This is a genomic window from Kitasatospora cinereorecta (genome assembly GCF_024172095.1).
Lineage (GTDB): Bacteria > Actinomycetota > Actinomycetes > Streptomycetales > Streptomycetaceae > Kitasatospora > Kitasatospora cinereorecta.
In genome coordinates, this window is sequence record NZ_JAMZDX010000009.1 from 337,979 (window position 1) to 359,740 (window position 21,762).

Below are 21,762 nucleotides of genomic sequence, written 5' to 3' on the forward strand. Positions count from 1 at the left end.
CTCAGCCCCGGAACCTGAGTACGGTGGTCAGCCCCTGCGCGCCGTCGGCGAAGCCGGTGCCGACCAGCGTGGTGGCGGGTTCCTTGCGGCCGAAGCCGACGGAGTACCAGCCGAGCGGCGGGTCGGTCTCGCCGCGGTGCGCCGACCAGGACAGCTCCCCGGGCAGGTCGAGCACCGCGGAGCGGTCCTCGCCGTCCCAGGTCCAGGTGAGCGCGGCCCGGTTCCCCGTCAGGTCCGCGGTGACCGCCGGGCCGAGGTGGAACGCCAGGCGCACGGCCCGGCGCGGTCCGCGCAGCTCGTCGACGATCCGCAGCTCCCGGGTCGCAGCGGTCAGCTCCACCCGGCGGCGGTGCATCGACTCCCGGTAGCCCTCGTGCTCGGCACTCCAGCGGCCCACGCCCTCGTCGGAGGTGTCGGCGACCAGGACGCGGCTGCGGGCGTGCCGGGTCCACAGGAACGGGCCGCCGGAGACGGACTGGTCGGCGCCGTCCACCTGGAGGGTGTTGTGGCCCAGGGTCGACCGGAAGTACCGCCGCCACTCGGGCTGCCCGTGGTAGCAGAACGTCCCCGGGTCGGCGAGCACGTCGACCCCGTCGTGCCGGACCTCCACGGACAGCGCGTCCGCATGGGCGTGCGCGGCGATGGACAGGAACCCGTGCGGGCCGCCGTCGCAGCGGCACCAGATCTCCTCCGGACCGCGCAGGACGGTCAGGCCCGCATCGGCGAAGTGGGCCGGCCGGTCGGCCGGGCGGGCCACGCTGCGTTTGTCGGCGCTGGCGTTCCGCCCGTACGGTCGGACGAGCGCCGCCAGCAGCGGGGTGCGCACATCGGTGCCGGTCACCTCCGGCCACCAGGCGAGCCGGCCGAACACGGCGTCCCCGGTGGCCAGCAGCGAGCCCCAGCGGTCGGTGCCCGCGCCGTCCACGACCAGGCCGTGCCCGTCGTCCGCGTCCCCCTGGCGCGGGGGCCGCAACCGGTTGTCCACGACGGCCGCGAGCGCGTCGGTCATCCGCAGCAGGACGAGCCGGACGGTCGTCGGGACCGGCACGGCCGCGGCGTCCGCCTCGGCCACCGCGGCCAGGCCGAGCTCCAGGACCAGCCCGTGGTACTCGGTGGCCAGCTCGCGGTTGAGGCCGGAGGGGAAGGTGTTGGCGCGCAGGTGCCGCTCCAGCGACCGCAGCGCGGCGGACCGCCACCGCGCCGAGGAGGGGAACCAGCCGAACGCGCAGGCCGCGGCGAACTGCCCGGCGGCCTCGGCGATGACGTGGTTGTTCGCCGAGGACCCCCGGCTGGGGAAGGCGGCCAGCCAGCGCTGGTGGTGCCAGATCTGGTTCAGCGCCACCGGGTTGCCCTCGAACAGCCCGGCCGCGCCCGGCCAGCCGTCGAGCAGCCGACGGATCCACACCCAGGACAGCAGCCGGATGCCCAGTTCGATCCCGCTGATCCAGTGCACGCCGCGCAGCGGCGGGTTGGCGGCCCACCAGGACCGCAGGTGCTCGGCCACGCGCTCGGCGTACCGCTCGTTCCCGGTGAGCGCGTAGGCGGCGGCGAGTACGGTCAGGTACTGGTGCCGGGACGGCTCCCAGATCTGCTTGATGTCCCCGACCGCGTCCTCGTCGCGGTACGGCACGTCGAAGGCGTAACCGGACGGAGCCCGGCGCCCGGTCCTCGGGTCGCGCCACCAGTCCGGGGCGGCCAGGTCGTCGCGGTCCACGCCGAAGTACTCGGCGCGCCCGTCCATCAACCGGTCCGCCTCGGCGAGGAGACGCTTCGCGGCGTCCGGGGGCACCGCGGCTAGCGCCCCGACGGGCAGGACGGCGGTGAACCGGGCGCCGATAACGGCAGGGCAGTCCGGCGGCGCCGACCGCCACCGCCGCCTGCGCACCGCGTCGCCCACCCGGCCGCCGACCTCCTGCGGTCCCATTCGGGACAGCCGGCGCAGGTACCAGCCCGCGCTCATGGTCATCGGGCACTCGCAAGCGTCACCGGCGCACCGCCGGTCAGGGCGGTCCGCACGGCGAGGGTGGCCGCCGTGGTGGCGACCAGCGACTCCAGCGGCACGGGCATCGGCCCGCCGGTCCGCACGGCCCTGATGAACGCGGCCAGCTCCGCGGACTGGCCCTTGTCCCGGGCCTTCGGCAGCCGCGAGCTGACCCACCGCTTGCGCCCGGCTGTGCTTCCGAAATACACCGAGGCGCGGACGAAGTCGTCGAGCTTCAGCACCTTGCCGTCCGCGACGAGGTCCAGCGTCTCCTTGGGGAAGCCGGGCGCGCCGTTGGTGATGTAGCCGATGGTGGCGGTGGAGCCGTCCGGGTAGCGCAGCACGACCTGCAGGTCCTCGTTGCCGGCCGGGGCGACCGCGTACACCGAGACCGGGTCGGCGTCCAGCAGCCAGCTCGCGGTGTCGATGAAGTGCCCGCCCTCGCCGGCGAACCGCGAGCCCTCGGTGCCCTGCTGGAGGTACCAGCTGCCGTGCTGCAGCCGGCCCGCGTTGACCAGGTAGCGCAGGTTCGCCGGCCCGGTCCGGACGCCGAAGCGGTTCTTGGCCTCCTGCAGCAGCGGTGCGAACCGCCGGTTGAAGCCCACCTGCAAGCGGTCGTTGCCGGACTCCTCCACCGCGGTGAGCACGCCGGCCAGTTCGTCCTCGGTGAGGGCCAGCGGCTTCTCCACGAACACCGCCTTGCCGGCGAGCAGCGCCTTCCGGGTCAGCTCGGCGTGCGAGCTGTGCCGGGTGACCACGAACACCGCGTCGACGGACGGGTCCCCGAGCACGGCGTCGAGATCGGTGGTCGCCCGGGCGAAGCCGAACTTCCGCTGGGCGTTGGCCGCGGACAGCGCCGTCGTGGTGACGACCGTGGACAGCACGACGCCGTCGCGCTGCTCCAGGTGCGGCAGCAGCATCGACGTCGCGTAGTTCCCCGCGCCGACGAACGCCAGCCGCACCGGCGTCCCGGCGGGCCGGGCCGGGACGGGCGCCGGGCCGCCGGGACGCACCGCGGGCACCGCCACCGCCGGGGCCTGCGCGGCCGCCTCGCGCGGGGCGTCGGGGTAGCGGAAGAGGACCGCCACAGCCTTCAACTCGCCGTCCTTCAGGCGCTGGTACGTCTCGACGGCGTCGTCGAAGTCGGCGATGTGGGAGATCAGGGGTTCCACGTCGACGCGGCCGCGGGCCATGAGGTCGAGGAAGCACGCCAGGTTGCGGCGCTCGGTCCAGCGCACGTAGCCGATCGGGTAGTCCCGCCCCTCCAACTCGTACTCCGGGTCGTAGCGCCCGGGGCCGTACGAGCGGGAGAACCGGACGTCGAGCTCCTTCTCGTAGTACGCGTTCCACGGCAGGTCCAGGCGGCACTTGCCGATGTCGACGACCCGGCCGCGGTCCCGGCTCAACCGGGCGGCCAGCTCGACGGGCTGGTTGCTGCCGCCGCCGGCGGCCAGGTACACCTGGTCCACGCCGTGTCCGCCGGTGAGTTCGGCGACGGCGGTCTCCACGGCCGCGGACGAGGGGTCGCCGCAGGCCACGGCGCCCAGGCGCTCGGCGAGTTCGCAGCGCACCGGGTCGGGGTCGGCCCCGACGACGCGCACCCCCGCAGCGGTGAGGAGCTGCACCACCAGCTGGCCGATCAGCCCGAGGCCGACGACCAGCGCCACCTCGCCGAGCTGCGGCTCACCCTGCCGGACGCCCTGCAACGCGATCGACCCGACGGTGCCGAACGCAGCATGGCGCGGCGCCAGGCCGTCCGGCACCGGGGTGTAGAGGTTCCTGGGCACCCAGTTCTGCTCGGCGTGCAGCGCGTGCTCGTTGCCGGCGCAGGCCACCAGGTCGCCGACCTTCACGTCGTCGATCCCGGCACCGACCTGCTCGACCACGCCGCACAGCGAGTAGCCCAGCGGCGTGTAGGAGTCCAGCTTGCCCATCACCTTGCGGTAGGTGGCGGGCAGCCCGTTGGTGGCCACGCTCTGCATGACCTTGGCCACCTGGTCCGGACGGGAGCGGGCCTTGCCCAGCATCGACATGCCGGCCTCGGACACCTTCATGAGCTCGGTTCCGGTGGATATCAGCGAGAAGACGCTGCGGACCAGCACACCGCCGGGCTTGCACCCCGGCACCGGCACGTCGAGCACCGCCAGCTCGCCGCTCTTGTAGTTCTGCACAACCTGCTTCACCGGAAGTCCCCTCGTTTTTCTGCCGTCGAGTGAGTGCTGCGCCGTCAAGTGAGTGCTACGCCGTCAACCGGGCGCTGTGGCCGGAGCCGGAGGTCGCGCCGCGGTACCAGTACTCCAGGGTCAGCACGTGCCACAGGTGCTTGGAGTAGTCCTGCTGCCCGGCGGCGTCCGCGGCGACCATGCGTGCGAGCGCGTCGCGGCGCAGCAGCCCGGAGCCGACGAGGACGCCGTCGTGCACCACCTCGCGCACCAGCGGCGCCAGGTCCCGGCTCATCCACGCCCGCAGCGGCGCGCTGAACAGGCCCTTGGGCCGGTACACGATCTCCCGGGGCAGGACCGAGGCAGCCGCCTCCTTGAGGACAGCCTTCCCCTGCCGTCCGACGATCTTGCGGTCGCCGGGCACGGCGAACGCCGCCCTGACCACCTCGACGTCCACGTACGGCACCCGCACCTCGGTCGACGCGGCCATGCTGGAGCGGTCCGTGTAGGCGAGGTTCAGGCCCGGCAGGAACATCCGGGCGTCACCCAGGCACATCCGGTTGACGAAGTCGTCGAGCTCGTTGTCCTGGTAGATGTCCGCGTGCTCGGTCAGCACGTCCTCGACCGCCTGGGCCAGGTCCGGGTCGACCAGGGCGAGCAGCTCGTCCCGGTCGTACATGGTGTAGCTGCGCCGGAAGGCGGTCTCCTCCGGCAGATCGGCGAAGGAGAGGAACCGCTTCGCGAACCGCACCGACCGGAATCCCCGGCTGGCCGTGGCGACCGGCAGCCGGTCCACGGCCGCGGACAGGCCGCGCCGCAGGGGCCGCGGGACGCGCTGATAGCGCAGCGCGAGCCGGTTGGCCAGGTGCTTGCGGTAGCCGGCGAACAGCTCGTCGGCACCCATCCCCGAGAGCATCACCTTGACCCCGGCCTCCCGGGCGGCCGAGCAGATCAGGAAGGTGTTGATCGCGGCGGGGTCGCCGATCGGCTCGTCCAGGTGGTACGTCATCCGCGGCAGCAGGTCGAGCACGTCCGGCGCGATCTCGATCTCGTGCAGGTCGACGCCGAACCGCTCGGCCACCTGCCGGGCGTAGCGGAGGTCGTCCGGCATCGCCTCGAACCTGGCGTCCTCGGCGCGGAACCCGATCGTGTAGGCGGAGATCCCGGGCCGGTCGCGGGCCGCGAGCGCGGTCAGATAGCTGGAGTCCAGGCCGCCGGAGAGGAAGGTCGCCACGGGCACGTCCGAGAGCAGGTGACGCCTCGTCGACTCCTCGACGATCGCGGCGAGGTCCGGCAGCTCGCCGCTGAGGGCCCGCTCCCGGCCCTCGGCGGCGACGTCCCGCAGGTGCCAGAACCGGCCGCGGTCCACCCGGCCGTCGGGCCGGCACCGGAGCCAGCTCCCCGGCGGCAGCTTCTCCGCCTCGCGGAACGCGCACCGCGAGTCCGGCACCCAGTAGTACAGCAGTGAGGCCACCAGCGCCGCGGGGTCCACCTCCAGCGACCCGCCGGTGGCGGCGGCCAGCGCCTTGAGCTCGGACGCGAACACCAGGCCCTCGCCGCGCCGGACCAGGAACAGCGGCTTGATCCCGAGCTGGTCGCGGGCGAGCACCAGCTCGCCGGTCCGCTCGTCGAAGACCCCGAACGCGAACATGCCGCGCAGCCTGGGCAGGCAGTCCGTGCCCCAGCGCCGCCAGGCCTCCAGCAGCACCTCGGTGTCGGAGGTGCCGCGGAAGCGCACCCCGGTGGCCGCCAGTTCGGCCCGCAGCTCGGGCGCGTTGTACAGCTCGCCGTTGTACGTCAGGACGAGGCCGTCCGAGACCATCGGCTGGGCGCCGGTTCCGGACAGGTCGACGATGGCCAGTCGCCGGTGCCCCAGGTGCACTTCGCCGTCACCGACGGGGTGGCTGTACCGACCAGCCCCGTCGGGACCGCGGTGGGCGAGGGTCTCGGTGAGCAGGTCGGTCACGACCTTCCCGTCCGGCCATCGGTACGTACCCGCGATGCCACACATGTCCTACCGCACCTCCTGATCACTGTCCGGGACCCTCGAGGTCCACATCGTCGTCACTCCCGTCCGCCGACGGCCCGTGCCGGTGTGCCGGGCTGGCCGCTCGGTCCGGCCGCGCGCCGGGGCGTTGGGCCCGTCCCACAGCGTGCCGTCGGTCCGGTCCCGCGGATCGGGGTCGATCAGCACCACACCGATCACCGGGATGTCCTGGTCCGCGAGCTGCCGTGCCACGGTGTGCAGCCACGCGGTGCTGCCGTGCCCGGCCCGCACCACGAGCACGGTCCGGGTGCCGAGGAACGGGAGGTCGGTCCAGGTCGTGCCGGGCGACACCGAGCCGACACCGAGCCGACGCTCCTGACCCGCCCCGGCCGTCGCGCCCTCGCCGTCGACCACGGTCGGCTCTCCCGGCCGCGGGCCGCGCTTGGCGAACCGCGGGCCGGGCAGCTCGTCGACGAGGGCCACCGGCCCCTCTTCCCCCAGCGCCCCCGCGAGGTCCAGGGCGATCGCGCCGGTGCTGCGCGCGCAGCCCAGTTCCAGCAGCGACACCGCCTCGGCGGAGCCGCGCACGGTGCGGGCCAGGGTCGTGGTGACCCTCGCCCGGGCCGCCCGGGTCCGTCGGCGCTGCCACCGTCCGGCCGGCCGACGGGGCACCCGGCGCAGCTCCGCGATGACCGAGGCGCCGAGGTTCGCCGCGATGTCCCGGCGCAGCACGGGCCGGTCCGCCACCACCGTGCCGACCGCGGCCACCGCGAGCCCGAGGACGAGCCCGAGGACGAGCCCGATCGCGGCGTCGGTGGCGGCGGTCGCCGTCAGGGACTGCCGCACCGCGCGCGGGGCGTCCACGATCTGTGTGCCGGCGACGAGCTGGGGCGTGCCGACCTGTGCCTCCGCCGCGCGCTGGCCGAAGTCGGTGATCCGCGCGGTGAGTTCGGCCCGGCTGGCGAAGAGCGTCTCCAGGCTCGCCGACGCCTTCGGCCCGCCTTGCTGCGAGCCGTCGCCGATCGTCCGGTTGACCTCGTCGAGTTGCTCCTGCAGGCGGTCCCGCTGGTCGAGCAGGGCCTTGGCCTGGGCGTCCGCGGATTCCTTGATCCGCCGCACGTGGTCCGCCACGAACGCGTCGGCGAGCGCCTTCCCCCGGGCCACCGCCTCCTCCTCGCTGTGACCCGTCACGGTGATCTGCAGCATGTTGTTGGTCAGTCCGATGCCCCCGTAGTCCTTCATGAAGTCCTCCGGCTTCTCCGAGGACCCGAGGGACTGCAGGGCCCTGCCGGCGATCCCCGTGGTCTGCAGCAGGGCGACGTCGGTGCGGATCAGCGTTCCGGGATCGTTCGGCTGGTCTGCCTGGTGCGCGACCAGCACCTTGACCAGCGCGGTCGGCGGAGGCGGACGCAGGACGGCCAGCGCCGCGCCGGCCAGCAGTCCGAGCAGCGCCATCGCGCACCAGAAGCGGCGGCTCCTGCGCACCGCGACCACCAGCGCCTGCAGGTCCACCAGCGGCGCGGCGGCCGCCGACTCCGACGTCGTACTCGTCGTCACCCGGCGGCTCTCCTCGTGTTGCCGCCGGCCACGAGCACCGGCGTGGCGCCGTCCGGATCACGGTCGGCGGACCGTTCCGGACGGGCCCGGACCACGTCGGCGACGACGGCGCCGACGACCTCGTGCTCGGCGTCCGCACACGCCTCCGCGATGCCGGCGAGCTCGGCCGCCGTCCAGCTGCCCGCGCTGAGCACGACCACCGCGCCGGACTCGTCGGCGCGGTCCGGCACCAGCGGCCGGGACACCGAGACCCCCACCACCCGCAGCAGCGGATCGCCCTCCGCCGCGGCGACGAGCCGCCCGGCGGCCCGGCCGGCCGTCTCGTCCCCGTCCGGGACGAGGACCAACAGCGGCCTGGGCGCCGGCAGTCCGTCCCGGAGGCGGTCGCAGACCCGCCGGTAGCGCAGCTGCCGACCGGGCTCGTCGCCGGGAGCGTGCCGGGTCGGCAGGTCCCACCGGACGTCGGTGCCCAGCAGTAGGCGGACCAGGGCCCGCGGGCCACGGCCTGCCGGCCGGTGCGCGGACCGGTCATCGGGCACCTCGACGGTGCCGAGGAGCACCGAGCCCAGCGCCGCGGCGATCTCCGGTTCGGTGCGCAGTCGGCGGCTCATCCGTGCGGCGGCGAGATGACCGACGACCCCGAGCACGAGGAACAGCGCCGCTCCGCCCGCGGCGAGCTGCGTCCTCGTCGGCGGTGCCTCCCCGGTCGGTCGGGCCGCCGGCCCCATGACGACCAGGTTGACCGTCTTGGTGGCGGCCGGATCGGTCTGGTCCAGCTTCTTGACGGCGTCCTGCAGCGCGGTGCGCAGCTTCACCAGCTCGGTGCGGGTTTGCACGCTCTCCACGCTCTGTCCCGAACCGGCCGCGTCGGCCAGGTCGGTGATGCGGCGGCTGGTCTGCTCCACCAGCTGCCGCAGTGCCTCGGGCTGCGCCGCTTCGGTGCCGGTGCCGTCGCCCGAGAACCGCGCGGCGAACGTGACGAACTCCTGGGCCACCTGATCGGCGAGCTGTTGTGCGCGCTTCGGGGTGTCGGCCGTGCCCGAGATCGTGATGATGTTCCCGTCCGCGGCCGTGGCGGTCACCCGGTCCCGCAGCTCGTTGCCGCCGACCCCGGGCCAGTTGAGCGCGGTGGCCACCCGGTCGATCACCACCGAACTGGTCGCGATCTGTGCCTGGGTCGTCAGTTCGCGCTCCTGCCACGCCCCCGGCAGCAGCACCGAGGCCGATGTCGTGTAGCGCGGCGGGAACATCAGGGAACTGCCGAAGCCGACGAGCGCACCCGCCACGGCGAGGACGGCGAGGAGCCGCCAGCGCCAACGGAGGATCCGACCGATCGTGACCAGACGTATCGTTTCGTCGCTCAACGGCGCGGCCTCTTCCCGGCCCGGCCCGGGCCGCCCGCCGAAACAGGGGTGTCGTCACGGCAGGCGGCGGCGTAGGCGGCGAGCAGCGACGCCTGCGAGTTCCGCCAGGCGAGCGGGCCGTTGATCCGCTCCTGGCCGATCTTGCCCATCAGGGCCCGCTTCTCCGGATCGTCCAGCAGCAGCGCGACGAGTTCGGCGAACCGGGCCTCGTCGTCGGCGGGCGCGTAGACGGCGGCGTCACCGGCGGAGACCCGGGCCTCGCGGAGGTCGAACGAGACGATCGGCCGACCCATCACCATGTACTCCAGGACCTTGTTCATGGTCGACACGTCGTTGAGCGGATTGCGCGGGTCGGGGGAGAGGCACACGTCCGCGGTGGACAGGTAGCGCACCAGGTCGGCGTCCGGAACACGCCCGGTGAACTCCACCTGCTCGGAGAGCCCGAGCCGCCGGGACAGCTCCACCATCGCGTCGAAGGTGTCGCCGCCGCCGACGAACACCGCGTGCCAGTCGGTCCGCCCGCACTCGTCGCGCAGCTTCGCGAGCGCCCGCAGGGCGTAGTCGACGCCGTCCTGCGGCCCCATCACGCCGAGGTAGCACAGCAGATGGGGCTTGCCGCGCTTCAGCTCCGGCTCGGGCGGCACCGGCCGGAACCGCTCGGTGTCCGGTGCGCTGCGCACCACGAAGACGTCGTCCGGGCGCCGGCCGCCGCGGTGCAGTGCGACGTCCCGGTAGCTCTCGTTGGTGGCGAGTACGACGTCGGCGGCCCGGTAGGTCAGCCGTTCCAGTGCGCACACGCCGCGGTAGAGCAGATCCTCACCGCGGTCGAACCGGGACAGGTACAGCTCGGGCACCAGGTCGTGCTGGTCGAACACGAAGCGGGCGCCGTGCCGCTTCAACCACAGGGCCGGCAGGAACAGCAGGTCGGGCGGATTGCAGGCGTGGACCACGTCGACCGGACCGACCCGGCGGGCCAGCCGCATCGTGTGCCACAACGCCGATCCGTACTCCCGCAGGTACCCGGCCGGCCCTCCGGTGGCCGCGCGCAACGGGTACCGGTGGATCCGCACCCCGTCGATCACCGCCTCCGGCTCGGTGTCCCGCTTGCTGCCCTTCGGGCAGATGACGTCCACCGTCCAGCCCGCGGCACGGAGCGTCGTGCATTCCTGCCACACCCGTCGGTCGAACGGCACCGACAGGTTCTCCACGAGGATCAGCGCGCGACGGCCCCGCCCGTCGCCGCGCGTCGCGTCACCAGGCAAGGCCCACGTACCCCGGCTCGGTCCGGCGCGCCTCGGCGTCGGGAAGGTGGACGAGGTCGACGATCACCGGGCTGTCGCCGTGCGGCAGGGCCGACAGCACGGCCGGGTCCCTGGTCCCGACCACGCACACCTCGGCGTGGTCGAGCACCTCCTCGACGGACTCCGCGAGGAGCTGCGAGAGGTGCGGCAGCCGGGTCTCGATGTACTCGCGGTTCGCGCCGAGCAGCCGGGAGAGGTTCACGTTGGGGTCGTAGATCCGCAGGTCGTAGCCCTTGCCGAAGAGCCGCTCCGCCAGTTCGACGAGCGGGCTCTCGCGGAGGTCGTCGGTGCCGGGCTTGAAGGACAGGCCGAACAGACCCACCCGACGCCGGCCGGTGCGCTCGACCAGCTCCACCGCGCGCTGCAGGTGTGCGTCGTTGGAGGGCAGCACGTGGGAGAGGATGGGCACCGCGACGTCGGCCTGCCGTGCCGCGTGGACCAGGCCGCGCAGGTCCTTGGGCAGGCAGGAGCCACCGAAGGCGAAGCCGGGCCGCAGGTAGGCGGGGCTGATGTTGAGCTTGCGGTCGGCCAGGAACACGTCGATCACCTGGTGCGAGTCCACCCCGAGCGCCCGGCACACGGCGCCCAGCTCGTTCGCGAAGCCGATCTTGAGGCCGTGGAACGCGTTGTCCGCGTACTTGATCGCCTCGGCCGTCGGGATCGGCACCCGGAACACCTCGCCGGGCAGTCCGTCGTACAGCGCCGCGACCACGTCGCCGCTCGCCGGGTCGAGCTCGCCGATGACGGTCTTGGGCGGGTCGAAGAAGTCCCGCACGCTGGTGCCCTCGCGCAGGAACTCGGGGTTGACCGCGACCCCGAAGTCCACCCCGGCCGTGCCGCCGGCGAACTTCTCCAGGATCGGTACCAGCAGGTCCAGGCAGGTGCCCGGGAGCATGGTGCTGCGAAAAACGACGGTTTGGCGCCCACCCCGTTCGGCCACCGCGGCACCGATCTGCTCGGTGACCCGCTCCAGGTAGGTGGTGCACAGGCTGCCGTTGGGCTCCGACGGCGTGCCCACGCAGACCAGCGACACCTCGCTGCCCATGATCGCCTCGCGGACGTCGGTGGTGGCGCGCAGCGCTCCGGCCGCCACCACCTCGGCGATCAGCTCGCCGATCCGCTCCTCGACCACCGGGGCCTTGCCGTCGTTGACCAGGTCGACCTTCACCTGGTTCACGTCCACCCCGATGACCTCGTGACCCAGGCTGGCCAGGCACGCGGCCGACACGCAGCCCACGTAGCCGAGCCCCAGGACACTGACCCTCATGACTCGCTCCTCCCCTCGGGCAGGCCGTTCCGGCCGGCCGTCCGCGCGCCGATCGGTCGACGCCCCCCGCCCATCAGTAGGCCCCCTGCCCCTGCAGCACCGCCCGCAGTGTCTTCCACAAGATCACCGCGTCCAGGGCGAGCGACCAGTCCTCCACGTACCGCAGGTCCAGCCGGACCGCCTCCTCCCACGGCAGGTCGCTGCGCCCGCTGATCTGCCACAGGCCGGTGAGCCCGGGCTTGACCAGCAGCCGCCGCCGGATGTCCGGGCCGTACGCGGCGGACTCCTCCGGCAGCGGAGGCCGCGGACCGACGAGCGACATCGAGCCGGTGAGCACGTTGACCAACTGCGGCAACTCGTCGATCGAGTACCGGCGCAGCACTCCTCCGACCCGGGTCACCCGCGGATCCCGGCGGAGCTTGAACAGCAGGCCGGCGCCCTCGTTTCGGTCGGCCAGCTCGGCACGTGCCCGGTCGGCCCCGGTGACCATGGTGCGGAACTTGAACAGGGTGAACTCGCGGCCGTCCTTGCCGACCCGGTGCTGCCGGTAGAAGGCCCCACCCCGACTGTCCGCCAGCACGAGCAGCCCGGCGAGCACCATCAGCGGTGCGAACAGGACCAGCAGGACCGCGGCGCCCAGGCGGTCGACGACCTCCTTGACCGCCCGGCGGCCCCCGGTGAAGGCCGGCATGCTGACCCGCAGCATCGGGATCCCGAGCACCGCGTCGACGTGCAGCCGCGGGCCGGCCACCTCCATCAGCACGGGGGCGACGACCATCTCGGCATCGCCGCCCTCGAGGTTCCAGGCCAGCCGCTGCAGCCGGTCCGGTGACCAGTGCGGGTCCGCCGTGACCGCGACGACCCGGTAGCCGTCGCGCCGGACGTGGTTGGCGACGTCCGTCAGCCGGCCGACGACCGGCACTCCGTCCAGTCGGTCGCCGTCGGGCCCGAGACCGTACGGTGTGCACACCGCCTCCACCCGCCAGCCGAGGTGCGGGAACTTGCGGGTCCGGGCGATCAGGTCGCGTACGGTGGCCGGGCTTCCGGCCGCGAGCACCGGGCGCAGGCACCGCCCTTCCTTCCGCTTCTTGTGCAGCCACAGGCGCAGCAGGTATCGCTCGGTCATGGTGACGAGCGTGATCGCCGGAATCGCGACGAAGATCCAGAGCTTGATGTTGTGCGAGGTGAGCGCGATTCCGCCGAGCGCCAGGACGACGGCCGCCGTGAACAATGAGCGTCCGAGCCGGCGGAATTCCTCGGCGCCCTGGCCGAGCACGGCCGGAGCCCACGACCGGGTCGTCGCAAGCGCTCCCAGCACGAGCAGCTCGGTGCCGAAGGCGAGAATTCCCCATTTCTCGTGCCAATTGGCCGCATCCCGAACCCCGAAGAATCGGCCTATCGCCGCCACCACGAAGGCGGTGGCCGCGGTATCGCTGATGATCACGGTACGGCGGTACTGCTGCTCCCAGTCGATCGCGGGCCGACCGATTCTCCCGCTTCTCGGACGCCCGTGCGCCGGTGGAAACGGCCTGGCCAATGCCCCTTCCCCCTGCTTGACGGCCCCCTCCAGGTCGGCAGTGGGTTCGACGTGTTCGTCCCACACGGTTCCTCCCCCCGGGAGGCTCGCGCCTCCCGCACTGTTCCTCCCCTCGGGAGGCCCCGCCTCCCGTGTCGCGCTGTTCCTGTCTGCGGGGCCCCCGCCCTCCGCGAATGGCAAACCGGCTATTCCAGCTTTACGTGAACATCCCACCCGGGCGCTGACGGTTGCTCTCCGTGCTCAACGCCCCCCTTTCGGGCGGCACCGGGCCTGTAGATCATGATTTGCCGCTTCGCGTCCGGCTGGCGAAGCGAAAATCAATCTAGAGCATCCGGACCATCCAAAGGGGGTGATGTGTGAAACACGTGCTCGATATCTGAAGATTGATCCACCGAAAGGTGGCGGCGCATATCTCTTGAGGAGGAAAGCGTGCATTGTGACGTGTGATGCGATGCGGGAGCTTCTCCAGGCTGCCGGAACCGGCCATTCCGCGCCGTCCCGTCACTGCCGACCGGGGGGCGCCCGAGGTGCGGGCGACGCCGCGTGTCCGCCGGGCGCTGTTCGGCGAGGGTGCGTGCGGGGTCGCGCGGGACCCGGCGCATGCCGCACTGCCGAGGTCTCCGCAAGCTGCCGAGTCCCGGCGCCTGGAGCGGGCCGAGCGGGACGCCGTGCTGGTGGTCGTGGCGCACCCGTCCTGGGAGACGCTGCCGTTCGAGGACCGGGTCGACGCCCACATGCAGCTCAAGTACATCGACGACCCGGCGCATGCGGGTGGCGGGAGATAACGGGGTGTGTCGTCAGCGCGTCCGGTTCTACGCTGCGGCCATGAAGTTCTCGTCCGGCTGGACCGCCGGCCCGGCGTTCGACGACCAGGCCCTCAGTGTCGAGATCGCCGGTTCGGTGCCGTCGGCGGCCGATGCCCAGCAGGTGGCAGAGATCCTCTTCGGAGGGGGCTGGCGGGTTCGCAAGCAGTCCTGGACAGAGTTCGAGGCCGAGCACACCTACGCCCGGTTGTCGGTGCTCCCGCTGGAACCGGTGATCTTCACAGGCGAGATTGCGATCACCGGGATCATCGAGTTGATCGAGACCTTCGGTCGGATCGGCCATCGCTGCACCATAGAGCTCTACGACCCGGACAGCGGCGAACTCCTCGCCGAACGCCCGACCGGCCCGTACCCCGGCACTGAGCCGACGGACGGCCCAGCCCGTTGACCGCATACGACCACTAACCCTGGCACCAGTCATCTGGCCAACCGGTCGGCTCGCTGACAGGCGGGGTCTGTTCCTCCTCTCGCCGGACACCATGATCGCGGCTCTCCGAGATCCGTTGCCCGGTCCCCGCGCCGCCGCGTAGCTTCGGCGTTCGACGGCATGTAGCTCAATGAGTCGGAGCACCGGGCTTGGGACCTGGGGGGTGCGGGGGCAGGGCCCGCCCTGCCGGCCATGGATGAGAACGCTGAGCAGCAGCACCCGACGACCACCGTCTCCACCGACCAGAGGGTCGTGCCGCCCTCGGCCCACACCAGCAGTTCGCCGATGTACTCGCCGGAGCGGTCGTGGACGCGAGCGTCGACCGGCAGGACGGTGGACGCCGGGGCGGGATCCTGCACCAGCCCGCGCACCCGAAGGTCGACGCTCACCGACCCGACTCCCCAGGTGGCCACAACCTCGGTCCGGTCCAGTTGGCTGCGCAGTGCCGCGGCGCCGACGAAGTCGGCCGAGAGGATGTGTCCCAGCACGGCTCGCTCGGCCGGCCTGCGGCAGGGGTATGAACTCCGCCAGCCTCGGCCCGGAGCCGCGTCAGCCGCCATGTTTCATCGCCCACCTGCGCAAGTTTATCGGTTGATAAAGATTGTCCAAATGCCCTAGAGTTTGGTTGTTCGTGATGAATGTTGCGATGGGAGGGCCCATGCTCGCGGTAGACGTCCGGCAGTCGCTCAGGGGCGGTGACACGGTGCTGGAGGCGGCCACCCGCTGGTGGAGGTTCGGCGAGCAGACGATCGCCGACCACGGCGACTTCCTGCTCGCGTTCGTCGACGGCGGGGTATGCGTGGGGGCGTTCGAGATCCGTAGCGCTGAGCCGGACCCGGAGGCTGGCGGCAAGTACGCCTTCGACCTGGTGCCGGCCGCCCGGTTCCAGTGGGCGCTCGGTGAGCGGCTCCCGTTGCCGCCCGGCCGCAACCCGGCCCGGATCCTGACCGGCGCGGCGCTGCGCGAGTTCCTGGATGCTGCCCCCGCCCGGGTGCCTGCCGCGGCTGCCGAGGGGGAGTCGTGACTGGCGGCCCGGACGCGATCGACGCGCTGCTCGGCGCCGGCCCGCGCCGCCCGGTGCCGCTGCCGGCCCCGGCGGAGCGGGAACGGCTGCGTAAGGAGTACGGCTTGTCGAAGGCGGAGACGGCGCAGGCGCTTGGGGTCAGCACCAGCACGCTCGGCGCGTGGGAGTCGGGGCAGCGTGATCCGCAGGGCGAGGGCCGTGCGGCGTATGCGCGTCTGTTGGAGGGCATCGCCGCCCGCCTAGCCCCCGCACCCGCGCCCAGGGCCGAGTCTGCCCCGGGGCCCGCCGCGTCGGTGCCCGCGCCGGTCCCGCCCGCTGCTGCGGCACCGGGCGGTGACGTGGTGGTGGAACTGGACCGCACCCCGGATGGGGAGTTGATCGCCGGGCCACCCCAGCCGTGCATGCGGTGCGGCCGGCCGACGCCGTACCGCTCGGGCGGCCGCCCGGTCCACATGGGCGGCTGGTGCGCACCCGCCCCGGCCGGGCAGCCGACGGCGGCCGCCGCCCCGGTCGCAGAGCAGCCCGTCCTGGCCATGTCCGCCGAGTCGCCGACCCCGGTCGCTGCGCCCCGCCCCGCCGCGCCCGCTGCTGCGCCGCGTCGCACGGCGTCGTCGCGTCCGGCGACGTCGTCCCGGGCGCGCAAGGCGCCGTCCAAGAAGGCCACCGCAGCTGAGGGGCCGTCCGACTGGGAGGCCGCGGCCGCCGCCCGGTTCCCGGCCGGCCCGCTCGCGGTGCTGGACGTCGCCCCGTCCGGCCGGGGCCTGATGGCCTACCTCGCCGACGGCACCCAGGCGCCGACCGGCCCGGCCGGCCGGACGCTCGCCGACGTCGTCGAGTGGGCGCTCGAGGTGAAGCTCGGCTCGCCCAGGTTGCACCGGCACGGCAAGGACGGCGACGCCCTGGTCGTCCTCACCGACGCCGCCCTCGCGGAGCTCGGCCTGCCGCCGATGGGCCGCGACGAGAAGACCGAGTTCGTCCCCCGGCTCGGCCAGCTGCCGAAGACCCACAAGGCCGTCAAGCAGGTGGAGAAGGCCGGCTGGCTGCTCACCCAGCGCGGCCTCGGGCCGTGGGCCAGGGTCTACCGCACGCCCGAGGACGGCAAGCGGAGTTGCGTGCAGCTGTGCATCCCCGCCTGGGGCGCCCTCGCGTCGGGCGGCTGGCAGATTCCGGACGGCCTCGCCGCCCCCGAGCTGGCCCGCCTCCTCGGCACCTACGCGAGGCGCGTGCTGACCCCGCGCGGCTCCACCGCCGTCTCCGGCCTGGAGCTCGTCACCGCGCTGCGCCCGCCCACGAAGGCGGTGCGCACCGAGTCCGGCTGGACGTCCGGCCCGGTGGAGGGCTCCCGGCCGAAGGACGCCTTCGACCCGGCGCCGCCGGAGGTCCCGGACATCCACCCGCTCGCGGAAGGCCGCGAGCCGGGCGGCGAGCTGGTCACCGAGGCGTGGGACTGGCACCGCCCCCTCACCGACCAGGAAGCCGCGGCGCCGTTCGCGGTCGGCCTGGACATCAACATGGCGTTCCTCGCCGCCGCCGGCCGCCTGACGCTGCCGCTGTCCGGCCCGGTCCACGAGCTGAACCCGGCCTTCGACCCGAAGATCCCCGGCTCGTGGCTGGTCGATCTCTCCGGCGTCGACACGAACCCGCTGCTCCCCAGCCCGTTCACCCCGGACGGCTCCCGGCCGACCGGACCGGCCTGGCACTCCACGGTGAAGGTCGCCTACGCCATCGAGCTCGGCGCCCGGGTGCAGCCCACCGAGGGCTGGCTCCGGCACGAGAGCGGCCCGTACCTGGACCCGTGGCACAAGCGCCTGCGCCAGGCCTACGTCGACACCATGGCCGCCCTCGGCGTCCCGCTCACCCTCGCCGACACCGACCCGATCGCCTTCCTGGACGCCATGGCAGGCCTCAAGACCACCGGCGACCCGGCGGAACTCGCGGTCCTCACCGCGATCAAGCAGACCGCCAAGGGCACCATCGGCAAGATGCGCGAACGCCCCCGCGGCCACGGCTACAAGCCCGGCGAACGCTGGGCCGCCCTGGACCGCCCGACCTGGGACCCGCTGATGCGCGCCCTGGTCATCGACACCGCCACCGTCAACCTCCACCGCAAACTCCGCAAGATGGCCACCGACACCGGCCTGCACGCCTTCGCGGTGCTCTCCGACTGCGCCGTCTTCCCCGCCCCCGGCCCCGGCGCCCTCGACATCCTCACCAAACCGGACGGCACCCTCACCACCTCGCTCCGCCTGGGCGTCAGCCCCGGGATGGTGAAGTTCGAGGGCGCCCGGCCGATGGCCGAGATCGCCGAGCTGCTCGCCGACGGCGCCAACCCGGCCCGGCACATCAAGACCGGCGGCGTCGTCTCCGCCGACGAGTAGCCCCCGGGCGGCCCGCCGGCACCTGCCCGGCGGGCCGCCCACCACCCACGACCACCAGCAGCGGCCGCCGACCTCGGGCGACCGGGAGGGAGAGCAGTGTGAGCCGGGAGATCGACGAGGGCCTGGAGCGGGCCGAGCGCACCAAGCCGATCCCGCAGTCCGTCCCCGCCCGGATGCGGTTCCTCCTCAAGGGCGCCAAGGGCTCCACCAAGAAGCTCGCCCAGGACCTCGGCGTCTCCCAGCGCACCGTCCAGCGCTGGCTCAAGGGCCAGGGCACCCCGAAACCCGCCGCGGCGAAGGCCATCGAGCAGAAGGTCCGCGCCACCTGGCAGCCGCGGGTGAAGCAGCGGGTGCGCCGCGACGCCGTGAAGAACGGCTTCATGCTCCACATCCAGGCGACCTTCGGCTACAGCGCGGCCGGCGGCTCCACCGACGACCCCCGCCAGCGCACGATCACCCAGAAGATGCCCGGCTCGGTGGCCCAGCAGCTCTACGCCGCCCGCGACGCCGGAGCCAGCCAGGACGAGCAGGAGCGGATCCTTGCCGAGGGCCTGCGCGAGCACTACTTCCAGGACGGCGGGCACCGCGCCCGCGGCCTCGACGTGGAGCTGAACGACATCGCCTGGATGGACGTCGAGCTGTAGCGCCCCTCGAGCGGCCCGCGTGTCGCCGAAAACGAAAGTCCCGGCCGCCGAAAAGGCGGCCGGGACTTCTCTCATGTGTTTTCCCGGCGCCTGGCCTCGCTCACCGCGGCACTGACCGCAACCCAGGCCTATGCGACCAGCGGCGGCGACCCCGCGCAGGGCTTCCCGCCATGCGACCGGCACGTGGTCGTTCCTGTCGGCTCCGGTCAGTTCGGCTAGGACTTCGCTGGAGGCTTGGGTGCTGGCGGGCCTGTCAATACGGGGACGGGCGCGGGCTCGGCGTCCGGGACGTCCAGGTTCAGGCGGTGCAGGAGTTCTTCCGGGTCTTCCGTCAGATGCGTCTGCAGCTTCTCGTGCAGGAACACGTAGCCCCCGCTGAAACGGCGAAGCAGGACGCGTTGCTGGGCCTCGTCGAGGTAGTGCTGGTAGCGGGCGGGCGTTGCGCCGGTCCAGATCAGGACGGCCCGGACGGTCCAATGCTGGATGACGGCCATCCCGCCGTACCGCAGGGCCCGGGTCAGGCCGAGCAGTGAGCCGAGGTATCCGGCGGCAAGCCCGATCGCGACCGCGGAGGCGTGGGGGGCGACGAGCAGGCCGATTCCTGCGGTCGCGCCGCCGATGAGCAGGGCGTTGACGGATCCGTGGAGGAAAGCGAACCGCACCGACCTGCGAATTCCCTCGTTGGGACGCGGCCGGTCCTCGCTCAGGGACGGCTCGAAGGCCCCGCTCAGTACGTAGATCAGCCAGAGCGGGAACGCCGCCGCCGCGGCCAGCCAGGCCGGCCGGCCCAGGAACAGCGGGAAGACCAGTCCGCAAAGGCCGGTGAGAACGGCGAACATGAGGAGGGCGATAGCCGGCCGGAAAGTGTGCGGTCGACCCGTCCAGCGCAGCTGCTCGACTGGGCGAAGGACCGGTTTGAACCAGCCTTCGCCGATCGTCATCTGGACCCACAGCCAGGCGAGGACGGTGGCGAAAACTGCTGGCGACTTCAAGTCGACGAACAGCAGGAGAATCAGCGAGGTTGTGATGGCCGGCCGGTTGGCGTGCACGGCCGCCCAGGGGCTCGCTTCGGGCAGGTGCCGATTGAAGGCGTCGCCGATGACGTCCTGGGTGGTGCTCGCGATGAGGCCCGAGAGGGCGGGGATCGCCGCGTCGACGAACCGGACCCCGGTCACGTTCAGCGCGTCCGCCGCGGCCACCCAGGGCAGGGTGAGCGTGGCTGCGAGCAGCGAATCGCTCGCCTTGGCGATGACTCGCGGGAACACGCCGTGCTTGGGGGCGAGCCAGCTCTGGTCAAGCCGGTCGAGGTGCAGCACATCCTCCTGCCGCTGCGCCAGCGCCTCGGCCAGCCAGGTCAGCAGGCGCAGCGACCGTGCCGGATCGGTGCGCGGCCGACGGTCGTCCAGCAGCATCCGACGCACATAGGCGTCGAAGATCAGCTTTTCCCGCTGCGCTGGCGTCCGGTCGGGCAGCCGCAGTGCGACGGCCGCGCGGCCCGCGTATGCGCCGTGGATCACTTGCAGCATGAGCGGCGAGCGGAGCAGCGACCACAGGCTTGGGTCGTCGTCGAGCGCCTTCTTGACGTCCGCCATCGCCTCGAGGTCGGCGGCCAGGTAGCGCTCCGCCTGCTCCTGCTCGACCGGCCGGAGCCGTGCCCGCAGCGGCACGTCGACCTCCCGCGCCAGATCGACGAACTCCGCCCGGCATGACACGACGAGGCCGAGCGTGCGCCGCCGGAACGCCGAGAGTTCCTCCGCGCAGCGTCTGCGGTGCGCCGTCGGCACCTGGTCGAGGGCGTCGAGTACCGGCAGTACCAGGTCGGCGTCCAGCCACGATCGTACGAGTCGTCCGTCGACCCGGTCGTAGCTGTCCGCGATAGCCCGGACGAGCCATTCGGCCAGGGGCTCGCCCCGATAGGAGGCGAGACTGAGCAGAATCGGGATTGGGGTCTTTCGCTCCGGCTCGGCAAGGGCCGCCTCCGCGAGGTCACGGGACAGGCGGGCGAGCTGCGTTGTCTTTCCCAGGCCGGCCTCGCCAAGGAGCAGCAGGCTCTCACCGGACCACTCGAACAGGTCATGCAGCGTCGCGCCTTCGACCGGGGCGGCGAGGAACGGTTGTCCCTTCTTCGTCGAACGGGATTTTCCCAGCGGCGGGTTCCGCAGCACCTCGAAGGAAGGCGGCAGGAGGTAGGCCGTCTCGGCGTCTGCGACGGTCTGCCCTGCGGTGTCGCGGACCAGTTTCAGCATCCGCAGCCGCGTCGCGTCACCGCGATCACGCGATCGCCGCCGGCGCAGCAGCATCGACGCTGCTAACAGCAGACGCAGCCAGCGCCGCACCACGCCGCCTCGGGCATCGAGTGGGCGAACCTGCGCGACCAGTGCCGGCTCGTCCTGGTCGACCCCGGGCAGCGGGGCGAGCCCACGGGCGACCGCCGCCGCAAACCGCACGTCGTCATCCCCCGAACCGCCGCCGATCTCAGCGCTGCTGCCTGCACCGGTGTCGACGGTTCTGTCAGCGGCTGCGTCGTCGGGCGGCTTGGCGCCGGGCGACCCACCCAGCCACACGGCCAGGTCAGTGCGCTCGGGCGGCACCGGGCTGTTGATGTCCACCGCGTGCTGCTTCAACGCGTTGACCAAGGCGATGAGCTGCCGGGGTTTGATGGCGCTGGTCCCCGTGAACTTCTCGCCAATGGTCGCCCGCGGGATCTTCGACCCACTTTTGGCGGTCAGTATCTCGAGCTCCCGGAGCGACGGGTTGCCGCATTCGTTCCGCAGCGCTCGCAGCTCAGCGGCGAGAGCTGTTCTCCGGGCTGTTTCCTGGTCGCTCATTTGGTCAGCGGTCCCCCTGTCTGGGGTCGGCCGTGTTCGGCCGGACCCGTCTGGGTGCGTCTGGAACGGTCAAATCATGGCCGACCGTCGAGGCCTGATGGACCCATACGCCCGGATTCGCCGGGTGGCACCTCTCGGAGGAACTCGTGTCCGATTTGATCGTCGCCGGCACCACCGCCGCATCCGGCGTCGGCCTGGCGTACGCCGCTAGCCTCCTCGTCGCGGCGCTGACCGCGGTCCTCGCCCCTTCGGCCGATCGGCGTGCCGACGCTCGGCAGGCCTTGTCGCTGCTGCTTTCACTGCTATCCCCGCGCAGGTAGCCGTCGGAGCCGGCGGGGCGGCACCAGCGGCCGCCCCGTCATCGGAAATTAGGCTCGATGCGCGAGGGTGTGGGTGGTCAGCCGAGGCCGGCTTCGAACCGGCCCGACGGAGGCACGGCCGCCCGCCGACTACGTTCGCGCTCCACCCGCCGGATCTTTCT

15 protein-coding genes and 1 tRNA gene are annotated in these 21,762 nt (G+C 72.6%); 7 read left to right on the top strand and 9 right to left on the bottom strand.

The window, feature by feature from the left end:
- Position 1: 1 nt before the first annotated feature.
- From FHR36_RS38905 to FHR36_RS38940, 8 genes are all read right to left on the bottom strand, one after another.
- A complete protein-coding gene (locus FHR36_RS38905; RefSeq protein WP_253804985.1) occupies positions 2-1,966 on the bottom strand; it encodes an alginate lyase family protein in 1,965 nt (654 codons plus the stop codon).
- A complete protein-coding gene (locus tag FHR36_RS38910) occupies positions 1,963-4,164 on the bottom strand; it encodes a bi-domain-containing oxidoreductase (protein WP_253804986.1) in 2,202 nt (733 codons plus the stop codon). The genes FHR36_RS38905 and FHR36_RS38910 overlap by 4 nt, the downstream gene beginning before the upstream one ends.
- 55 nt (positions 4,165-4,219) lie before the next feature.
- Positions 4,220-6,154 carry an asparagine synthase (glutamine-hydrolyzing) gene (gene asnB, locus FHR36_RS38915; protein ID WP_253804987.1) on the bottom strand — a complete coding sequence of 645 codons (1,935 nt, stop codon included), beginning with the start codon at positions 6,152-6,154 and terminating at the stop codon, positions 4,220-4,222.
- A 3-nt stretch (positions 6,155-6,157) separates the two neighbouring features.
- On the bottom strand, positions 6,158-7,687 hold the full coding sequence (locus FHR36_RS38920; RefSeq protein ID WP_253804988.1) for a Wzz/FepE/Etk N-terminal domain-containing protein: 1,530 nt from the start codon (positions 7,685-7,687) through the stop codon (positions 6,158-6,160).
- Positions 7,684-9,051 carry a YveK family protein gene (locus FHR36_RS38925; RefSeq protein ID WP_253804989.1) on the bottom strand — a complete coding sequence of 456 codons (1,368 nt, stop codon included), beginning with the start codon at positions 9,049-9,051 and terminating at the stop codon, positions 7,684-7,686. Before FHR36_RS38925 ends, FHR36_RS38920 begins: the two co-directional genes overlap by 4 nt.
- The gene (locus FHR36_RS38930; RefSeq protein WP_253804990.1) at positions 9,048-10,313 is read right to left on the bottom strand and encodes a glycosyltransferase family 4 protein; all 1,266 of its coding nucleotides are present in this window, start codon (positions 10,311-10,313) and stop codon (positions 9,048-9,050) included. The genes FHR36_RS38925 and FHR36_RS38930 overlap by 4 nt, the downstream gene beginning before the upstream one ends.
- A complete protein-coding gene (locus FHR36_RS38935; protein ID WP_253804991.1) occupies positions 10,303-11,619 on the bottom strand; it encodes a nucleotide sugar dehydrogenase in 1,317 nt (438 codons plus the stop codon). Before FHR36_RS38935 ends, FHR36_RS38930 begins: the two co-directional genes overlap by 11 nt.
- Positions 11,620-11,692: 73 nt before the next feature.
- On the bottom strand, positions 11,693-13,156 hold the full coding sequence (locus FHR36_RS38940; RefSeq protein WP_253805029.1) for a sugar transferase: 1,464 nt from the start codon (positions 13,154-13,156) through the stop codon (positions 11,693-11,695).
- A 527-nt stretch (positions 13,157-13,683) separates the two neighbouring features.
- Between FHR36_RS38940 and FHR36_RS38945 the strand changes: the two genes are divergently transcribed.
- The 6 genes from FHR36_RS38945 to tpg all read left to right on the top strand — a co-directional run bounded on the left by FHR36_RS38945 (position 13,684) and on the right by tpg (position 18,453).
- Positions 13,684-13,941, top strand: a complete 258-nt coding sequence (locus FHR36_RS38945) for a DUF8825 domain-containing protein (RefSeq protein ID WP_253804992.1) — start codon at positions 13,684-13,686, stop codon at positions 13,939-13,941.
- Positions 13,922-14,368, top strand: coding sequence for a hypothetical protein (locus FHR36_RS38950; RefSeq protein WP_253804993.1), 447 nt, complete (start codon positions 13,922-13,924; stop codon positions 14,366-14,368). The genes FHR36_RS38945 and FHR36_RS38950 overlap by 20 nt, the downstream gene beginning before the upstream one ends.
- A gap of 155 nt (positions 14,369-14,523) precedes the next feature.
- Positions 14,524-14,600 (top strand) — tRNA-Pro (locus FHR36_RS38955).
- A gap of 465 nt (positions 14,601-15,065) precedes the next feature.
- Positions 15,066-15,431, top strand: a complete 366-nt coding sequence (locus tag FHR36_RS38960) for a hypothetical protein (RefSeq protein WP_253804994.1) — start codon at positions 15,066-15,068, stop codon at positions 15,429-15,431.
- A complete protein-coding gene (gene tap / locus FHR36_RS38965; protein ID WP_253804995.1) occupies positions 15,428-17,809 on the top strand; it encodes a telomere-associated protein Tap in 2,382 nt (793 codons plus the stop codon). The genes FHR36_RS38960 and tap overlap by 4 nt, the downstream gene beginning before the upstream one ends.
- Positions 17,810-17,907: 98 nt before the next feature.
- Entirely contained in the window at positions 17,908-18,453 is a 546-nt protein-coding gene (gene tpg / locus FHR36_RS38970) for a telomere-protecting terminal protein Tpg (protein ID WP_253804996.1), read from the top strand.
- A gap of 215 nt (positions 18,454-18,668) precedes the next feature.
- Here the strand turns inward: tpg and FHR36_RS38975 are convergent, their stop codons facing one another.
- A complete protein-coding gene (locus FHR36_RS38975) occupies positions 18,669-21,281 on the bottom strand; it encodes an NACHT domain-containing protein (protein WP_253804997.1) in 2,613 nt (870 codons plus the stop codon).
- A 146-nt stretch (positions 21,282-21,427) separates the two neighbouring features.
- Between FHR36_RS38975 and FHR36_RS38980 the strand changes: the two genes are divergently transcribed.
- Positions 21,428-21,601, top strand: a complete 174-nt coding sequence (locus FHR36_RS38980; RefSeq protein WP_253804998.1) for a hypothetical protein — start codon at positions 21,428-21,430, stop codon at positions 21,599-21,601.
- The last annotated feature ends 161 nt before the right edge of the window (positions 21,602-21,762 follow it).